Raw genomic sequence first — 5,454 nt, 5'->3', positions numbered from 1 at the left:
AGGTCACTTGCGCTGCGTCACAAAATAAAAATTATTTCTTAACATTTTTTATTGACTGTAATAAAGCAGAACATTACAAAAACGTCTCAACGGTTGCCGCCTTGCAAAACAGCCCCTCCAGAGGGCAAACTAGGCCGTTTTCAGATCGAATCATGCAAGACCGACAGAAGCCAACCCATGACACAGTATGATGCACGCGCAATAGAGGTCTTAACCGGCCTCGACCCGGTTCGCAAACGTCCGGGGATGTACACCGACACCACCCGCCCCAATCACCTGGCTCAGGAAGTTATCGACAACAGTGTGGATGAAGCACTGGCAGGCCACGCCACGGAAATCCGTGTGACGCTGCACAAGGACAACAGCCTGAGTGTGCGTGACAATGGTCGTGGCATGCCCATTGATCTGCACCCTGAATACGGAGTTTCCGGGGTTGAGCTGATCCTGACCCGACTTCATGCCGGTGGTAAATTCTCCAACAACAACTACGAGTTTTCCGGTGGTCTGCATGGTGTAGGTGTATCCGTAGTAAACGCCCTGTCCGAGCACCTGGAAGTGATTGTGCGTCGTAACGGTGAGATTCACCGTATTACCTTTGCCGGCGGTGAAAAAACCTCCGAACTGGAAGTGATCGGCAACTGTGCGCGTAAGGATACTGGCACTGAAGTGCATTTTCTGGCGGATGCCGGTTATTTTGACAGTCCTCGTTATGCCACCGCCCGCTTGCAACACCTGTTAAGAGCCAAGGCCGTGCTTTGTCCAGGTCTCAAGGTCATTTTTATCAATCAGCAGGAAAATGACCCGGACACCGGCCAGCCCCTGCAGCTGGAATGGTGTTATCAAGAAGGGCTCAGTGATTATCTGCAACAGGCCAGTCATGGCTGGGAAAACCTGCCATCAGTCCCCTTCAACGGCGAATTCAAGGCCTCTCATGAAGCCGTAGACTGGGCCTTGTTCTGGTTGCCAGAAGGCGGTGAACTGGTTCAGGAAAGTTACGTTAACCTCATCCCCACCACTCAAGGCGGTACCCACGTTAATGGCCTGCGCAGTGGTTTGCTGGATGCCCTGCGTGAATTCTGTGAATACCGCAATCTGCTGCCACGCGGTGTCAAACTGGCACCGGAAGACCTGTGGCAGGATTGCAGTTATGTGCTGTCATTAAAAATGCAGGATCCCCAGTTTGCCGGACAAACCAAAGAGCGCCTGTCTTCCCGCCAGAGCGCCACTTTTATCAGTGGTGTAATCAAAGATGCCTTTTCCCTGTGGTTAAACCAACACACCCTGGATGCTGAACGCATTACTGAACTGGTACTCAGTCGTGCTAACCGCCGATTGCGAGCCGCCAAAAAGGTGGTACGCAAAAAAATCACCCAGGGACCGGCACTACCCGGCAAACTGGCAGACTGTACCGGCCCAGACATCGCACGCAGTGAGCTGTTTCTGGTGGAAGGTGATTCCGCTGGTGGCTCAGCCAAACAGGCCAGAGATCGAATTTTCCAAGCCATTCTGCCGCTGCGCGGAAAAATCCTGAATACCTGGGAGGTCGACTCCAGTGAAATTCTGGCCTCACAGGAGGTTCATGATATTGCTGTTGCTCTGGGTATGGATCCCGGCTCGGATGATCTGAGTGGTCTGCGTTATGGCAAAATCTGTATTCTGGCGGATGCTGACTCGGATGGCCTGCACATTGCCACCCTGTTGTGTGCCTTGTTCCTGCGTCACTTCCCGGCACTGGTTGAACAAGGCCATGTTTTTGTTGCCATGCCCCCCCTCTATCGCATCGACTGCGGCAAAGAGGTGTTTTATGCGCTGGACGAAAGTGAAAAAGAAGCAGTGTTTGACCGACTGACCGGGCGTAAAGCCAAAATCAACGTGCAGCGTTTTAAAGGCTTGGGGGAAATGAACCCGTCACAGCTGCGCGAAACCACCATGGCACCGGAAACCCGGCGGCTGGTACAGCTGATTCGTGAAGAAGGGGATCAGGCGCTGGAACTGCTGGATATGCTGCTGGCCAAAAAGCGCGCACCAGATCGTAAAAGCTGGTTGGAGTCCAAAGGCAACCTGGCCGAGGTTTAACCCTTAACCCTGTATTTGGCCTCAGATGACTCGGAAAGCTCCTGAGGCAGCTTGCTCGGCTTGATATCCCGACCCTTAATAATCTTGACCGGCAGGGTGCTGTGCGCTCGCACAATACCCTGCCGACCTTCAACCGCAGGCGCAACAATGGCACCATTGGTGTGTTCCACTGCATCCGGGTAATCACTACGATTAATTTCATTACCCATCAAGAAATTGGCAATAGCATACATATCAGAGTGGGAAATCTTGAAGGTATCCAAACCACCATACATCTGAAACTCGCGCTTTTTGTACGAACTGAAAGTGCGGTTAATGTTCTGGGTCAGAGCTTCCACAAAAATGATGTTGGACTGATTAATACCCGTCCCGATGATGGTGCTTTTTAATGCCTGAATAAAAACCACATCAATTGGCATGTTTTCAAAGGTTCGTGCTACAGCACCCTTGGCACGTGTCAACAGCTGATCAATATTGGCGGTGAGGTTCTGCCGCAGATTCTTACTGACATGTTTATACAGTTCAATAGGGTTCTGCATCGCAATTTCACGCCCTTTGATATTGCGACTCCACTCACCCCGGTAGTTAACTTCAATCTTGCCATAAATGGCGCGGCTGCTGATCAGCGTCATGCCATAACTATGCAGCACGATGTGATCCACATTCACCGTGCGCTCCTCATCAAAAGGCAGACGCACATCATTCAGCAGCACCACATCTTCGTTAGCCTTAAAAGCATTACGCAAGCGCGTGGCCGCCTCAGCACAGGTTTCTTCCGAGCGGGCATCAGCATCGGGGCGGTGCACATAGTCTTTTAGAATCATCAAAAATCTCCCTGACCACGAAAGCGTGGCACCTAGATATAAGGATTATAACCATAGGCACCCACAGGCGATAGCCACCACTACACAAGGAAACAATCTTTACTACAAACATCTGTATATCTGCCCAGTCCTGCATTTATTCACACCAGACTTCAGGTTACACTGGCGCCCCCAAGATAGAACAGAAGGACAGTCCATTCATGACCAACCACAGCGAATTTGTCGATGACAACTTTGAGCGCCTGAGCATGAGCAACTATACGGAAAAAGCCTACTTGGATTATTCCATGTACGTGATTCTGGATCGTGCGCTCCCGCATATTGGTGACGGCATGAAACCGGTCCAGCGGCGCATCGTATATGCCATGAGTGAGCTGGGACTGTCCGCTACCGCCAAATATAAAAAGTCGGCACGTACCGTGGGTGATGTGCTGGGTAAGTTTCACCCCCACGGGGATTCTGCCTGTTACGAAGCCATGGTGCTGATGGCACAGGACTTCAGTTACCGTTACCCGCTGGTGGATGGTCAAGGCAACTGGGGTAGCCCGGATGATCCTAAATCCTTTGCTGCCATGCGTTATACCGAATCCCGTCTGGCAAGGTTTTCAGAAGTCCTGTTAAAAGAACTGGGGCAAGGTACAGTCGACTGGGTACCCAACTTTGACGGCACCCTGAATGAGCCGGAAGTCCTGCCCGCACGCCTGCCACATATCCTGTTAAATGGCGGTACCGGTATAGCCGTGGGCATGGCAACCGATATTCCACCGCACAATGTTCGTGAAGTGGTACAAGCCACCCTGCACCTGCTGGAATATCCTAATGCCAGCATTGCTGACCTGACCCGTTTTATTCCCAGCCCGGATTTCCCGACGGGCGCGGAGATCATCACCCCAGCCAAGGATCTTTACCGCCTCTACAGCACCGGTAAAGGCTCAGTAAAAAGCCGCGCCACCTATACTCTCGAAGAGGGTGAAATTGTGGTTCAGGCACTGCCTTATCAGGTCTCTCCCAGCAAGGTGCTGGAGCAGATAGCCGCCCAGATGCAAGCCAAAAAATTGCCCTTGCTGGCCGATCTACGGGATGAATCCGACCACGAAAATGCCGTGCGACTGGTGTTGGTGCCCCGCTCCAACCGAGTGGAAATTGAACCACTGATGGCGCACCTGTTCGCCACCACCGATCTGGAAAAAAACCACCGCGTCAATATGAACGTCATCGGGCTGGATGGCCGCCCTCAGGTCAAACCCCTCAACACTCTGTTGAAGGAATGGCTGGTATTCCGTCGTCAGACCGTGGTGCGTCGTCTGGAAAATCGCCTGCGCAAGGTGGAAGATCGACTGCAGCTGCTGGCAGGTTTGTTGATTGCCTACCTGAATATTGATGAAGTCATCCGTATCATTCGTGAAGAAGAAGAACCCCGCACCGATCTGATACAGCGATTTGGACTCAGTGAACGTCAGGCCGATGCCATACTGGATCTGAAGTTACGCCATCTGGCTCGGCTGGAAGAAGAAAAAATTCGCGGTGAAGAAAACGAGCTGGAAACCGAGCGCAGCAAACTTACTGACCTGCTGGGCAGTGATGACAAACTTCGTGCCCTGATTGCTGATGAACTGCGTGCAGATGCTGAAACCTATGGTGATGAACGCCGCTGTGCCTTGGTGATCCGCGAGGATTCCAAAGCCCTGTCCCAAGTCGAACTGGTCGGTGCTGATCCAGTCACGGTGGTGCTGTCCAAAAAGGGTTGGATTCGTTCAGCCAAGGGGCACGAACTCGACCCGTCGAGCCTCAGCTACAAAAGTGGTGATGAGTTTTTCCTGGCCGTCCGCGGCAAATCCAACCAGCAACTGGTGCTGTTGGATGACACCGGACGCAGCTACAGCCTTTCTGCCCACGATTTGCCCTCTGCACGGGGTCAGGGTGAACCCCTCACCAGCAAAATTAATCCACCCGCTGGTGCAGAATTCCGTGGATTGCTGATCGGTCAGGAACAGCAGCAGGTACTGGTGACCTCGGATGCCGGTTATGGTTTTATTACCTCACTGGGCGACATGATCAGCAAAAATAAGGCCGGTAAAGCACTACTCAACCCGCCAACAGGTGCAGAAGTCATGCAACCCCAACTGCTGCCTACTGCCGAGTTGAGCCAGCTTAAACTGGCTGCTGTTTCCAATGAAGGGCGCTTGCTGGTATTCATGCTGAGTGAGTTACCACAACTGAGTAAAGGCAAGGGCAACAAAATCATTGATATTCCTTCACGCCGTGCCGCAGGACGGGAAGAATACGTGCGGGGATTAGTAGTGTTGAGTGATACGGATCAACTGAAAATCACCTCAGGCAAACGTACCCTGACGTTAAAACCAGCGGATTTGGAGCATTACATGGGAGAAAGAGGTCGCCGCGGCAGCAAACTGCCACGCGGCTTCCAGAAGGTCGACTTGATGGAAAAGGACGGCTAAAACCTGTGCAGAGTCATCAACCAGCTGATTATCGTGATCCCGCATTATTCATGAGGCTGTGAATCAGCCTCTCCGAACAGCTGTTTGACCCTGCT

The 5,454-nt window shown here is 52.2% G+C and carries 4 protein-coding genes; 3 read left to right on the top strand and 1 reads right to left on the bottom strand.

Annotation, left to right across the window (positions count from 1 at the left end; translation table 11 throughout):
* Both IBX50_RS16665 and parE read left to right on the top strand, forming a co-directional pair.
* Nucleotides 1-191: hypothetical protein (locus tag IBX50_RS16665; RefSeq protein WP_292257425.1), on the top strand; the 191-nt coding region annotated here is incomplete at its 5' end.
* Nucleotides 178-2,076: a DNA topoisomerase IV subunit B gene (parE, locus tag IBX50_RS16660; RefSeq protein ID WP_292257424.1), complete on the top strand. Its 1,899-nt coding sequence runs from the start codon at nt 178-180 to the stop codon at nt 2,074-2,076. The genes IBX50_RS16665 and parE, both read left to right, overlap by 14 nt.
* Here parE and IBX50_RS16655 read toward each other — a convergent pair.
* On the bottom strand, nt 2,073-2,900 hold the full coding sequence (locus tag IBX50_RS16655; protein ID WP_292257423.1) for a nuclease-related domain-containing protein: 828 nt from the start codon (nt 2,898-2,900) through the stop codon (nt 2,073-2,075). The genes parE and IBX50_RS16655 overlap by 4 nt on opposite strands.
* Nucleotides 2,901-3,100: 200 nt before the next feature.
* On the opposite strand from IBX50_RS16655, the gene parC reads away from it, so the two are divergent.
* Nucleotides 3,101-5,359, top strand: coding sequence for a DNA topoisomerase IV subunit A (gene parC / locus IBX50_RS16650; RefSeq protein ID WP_292257422.1), 2,259 nt, complete (start codon nt 3,101-3,103; stop codon nt 5,357-5,359).
* The last annotated feature ends 95 nt before the right edge of the window (nt 5,360-5,454 follow it).

The sequence above is a fragment of the Marinospirillum sp. genome, from assembly GCF_014859565.1.
Note: the sequence above shows the minus strand (reverse complement) of the source record. Positions and strands in the feature narration are given on the sequence as shown.